Here is a 3,146-nt window from a genome sequence, read left to right on the forward strand (position 1 = left end):
GCAATGACACGACTTCGGCGGTACGCTTGAGCCCCGCTACATTGTCGGCGCGGAATCACTTGACCAGTGAGCTATTACGCACTCTTTCAAGGGTGGCTGCTTCTAAGCCAACCTCCTGGTTGTCTCTGCGACTCCACATCCTTTCCCACTTAGCGTACGCTTAGGGGCCTTAGTCGATGCTCTGGGCTGTTTCCCTCTCGACCATGGAGCTTATCCCCCACAGTCTCACTGCCGCGCTCTCACTTACCGGCATTCGGAGTTTGGCTAAGGTCAGTAACCCGGTAGGGCCCATCGCCTATCCAGTGCTCTACCTCCGGCAAGAAACACACGACGCTGCACCTAAATGCATTTCGGGGAGAACCAGCTATCACGGAGTTTGATTGGCCTTTCACCCCTAACCACAGGTCATCCCCCAGGTTTTCAACCCTGGTGGGTTCGGTCCTCCACGAAGTCTTACCTCCGCTTCAACCTGCCCATGGCTAGATCACTCCGCTTCGGGTCTAGAGCGTGCAACTCAACCGCCCTGTTCGGACTCGCTTTCGCTACGGCTTCCCCACACGGGTTAACCTCGCTACACACCGCTAACTCGCAGGCTCATTCTTCAAAAGGCACGCAGTCACGAGACGCACCAAAGGCACGCCCGACGCTCCCACGGCTTGTAGGCACACGGTTTCAGGTACTATTTCACTCCGCTCCCGCGGTACTTTTCACCATTCCCTCACGGTACTATCCGCTATCGGTCACCAGGGAATATTTAGGCTTAGCGGGTGGTCCCGCCAGATTCACACGGGATTTCTCGGGCCCCGTGCTACTTGGGAATAACTCAAACGAGCCGCTGATGTTTCAGCTACGGGGGTCTTACCCTCTACGCCGGGCCTTTCGCATGCCCTTCGCCTACATCAACGGTTTCTGACTCGTCTCATCGCCGGCAGACGATGAAAGAGAAATCCCACAACCCCGCATGCGCAACCCCTGCCGGGTCTCACACACATACGGTTTGGCCTCATCCAGTTTCGCTCGCCACTACTCCCGGAATCACGGTTGTTTTCTCTTCCTGAGGGTACTGAGATGTTTCACTTCCCCTCGTTCCCTCCACACTGCCTATGTGTTCAGCAGCGGGTGACAGCCCATGACGACTGCCGGGTGTCCCCATTCGGACACCCCCGGATCACAGCTCGGTTGACAGCTCCCCGGGGCCTATCGCGGCCTCCCACGTCCTTCATCGGTTCCTGGTGCCAAGGCATCCACCGTGCGCCCTTAAAAACTTGGCCACAGATGCTCGCGTCCACTGTGCAGTTCTCACGCAACGACCAGCCACCCACCACCCCGAACCAAACGGCTGGAGTTCCCCGGGGCCGGCAATCCGACGGACAAGCCACAACGGCCCATCCCCTCAGACACCCAACAGCGTGCCCGACCCGACCAGTCCGACCAGACTCACGTTCCACGCCGAAGCAGTACTAGTGATCCATCATCCCGATCGTGCCGAGGAGTCAACGTTCCACCCATGAGCTACCAGCATCGGACATTCGCCGATGGTCTGGCCTCTGACCACCAACGGTGGGGAGAATTGCTCCTTAGAAAGGAGGTGATCCAGCCGCACCTGCCGGTACGGCTACCTTGTTACGACTTCGTCCCAATCGCCAGTCCCACCTTCGACGGCTCCCTCCCAAGGGTTGGGCCACCGGCTTCGGGTGTTACCGACTTTCGTGACGTGACGGGCGGTGTGTACAAGGCCCGGGAACGTATTCACCGCAGCAATGCTGATCTGCAATTACTAGCGACTCCGACTTCATGGGGTCGAGTTGCAGACTCCAATCCGAACTGAGACCGGCTTTTTGGGATTCGCTCCACCTCGCGGTATCGCAGCTCATTGTACCGGCCCTTGTAGCACGTGTGCAGCCCAAGACATAAGGGGCATGGTGACTTGACGTCGTCCCCACCTTCCTCCGAGTTGACCCCGGCGGTCTCCTGTGAGTCCCCGGCATGACCCGCTGGCAACACAGGACAGGGGTTGCGCTCGTTGCGGGACTTAACCCAACATCTCACGACACGAGCTGACGACAGCCATGCACCACCTGTACACCGACCACAAGGGGGGCACCATCTCTGATGCTTTCCGGTGTATGTCAAGCCTTGGTAAGGTTCTTCGCGTTGCGTCGAATTAAGCCACATGCTCCGCCGCTTGTGCGGGCCCCCGTCAATTCCTTTGAGTTTTAGCCTTGCGGCCGTACTCCCCAGGCGGGGCACTTAATGCGTTAGCTGCGGCACGGACGACGTGGAATGTCGCCCACACCTAGTGCCCAACGTTTACGGCGTGGACTACCAGGGTATCTAATCCTGTTCGCTCCCCACGCTTTCGCTCCTCAGCGTCAGTATCGGCCCAGAGATCCGCCTTCGCCACCGGTGTTCCTCCTGATATCTGCGCATTTCACCGCTACACCAGGAATTCCGATCTCCCCTACCGAACTCTAGCCTGCCCGTATCGACTGCAGACCCGGGGTTAAGCCCCGGGCTTTCACAACCGACGCGACAAGCCGCCTACGAGCTCTTTACGCCCAATAATTCCGGACAACGCTCGCGCCCTACGTATTACCGCGGCTGCTGGCACGTAGTTAGCCGGCGCTTCTTCTGCAGGTACCGTCACTTTCGCTTCTTCCCTGCTGAAAGAGGTTTACAACCCGAAGGCCGTCATCCCTCACGCGGCGTCGCTGCATCAGGCTTTCGCCCATTGTGCAATATTCCCCACTGCTGCCTCCCGTAGGAGTCTGGGCCGTGTCTCAGTCCCAGTGTGGCCGGTCGCCCTCTCAGGCCGGCTACCCGTCGTCGCCTTGGTAGGCCATCACCCCACCAACAAGCTGATAGGCCGCGGGCTCATCCTGCACCGCCGGAGCTTTCCACCACCGAGGATGCCCTCAGTGGTCGTATCCGGTATTAGACCCCGTTTCCAGGGCTTGTCCCAGAGTGCAGGGCAGATTGCCCACGTGTTACTCACCCGTTCGCCACTAATCCCCTCCCGAAGGAGGTTCATCGTTCGACTTGCATGTGTTAAGCACGCCGCCAGCGTTCGTCCTGAGCCAGGATCAAACTCTCCGTGAATGCTTCCCCGTGATCGGGGCGAACACATCACGAGAGCGGAACCAGGA

The 3,146-nt window shown here is 59.1% G+C and carries 2 rRNA genes; both read right to left on the reverse strand.

Annotation, left to right across the window (positions count from 1 at the left end):
- Positions 1-1,271, reverse strand: a 23S ribosomal RNA gene (locus QMZ92_RS35755); the annotation flags it as partial.
- A gap of 310 nt (positions 1,272-1,581) precedes the next feature.
- Positions 1,582-3,099, reverse strand: a 16S ribosomal RNA gene (locus QMZ92_RS35760).
- Positions 3,100-3,146: the final 47 nt, after the last annotated feature.

Source organism: Streptomyces sp. HNM0645, assembly GCF_030056615.1.
GTDB lineage: Bacteria > Actinomycetota > Actinomycetes > Streptomycetales > Streptomycetaceae > Streptomyces > Streptomyces marianii.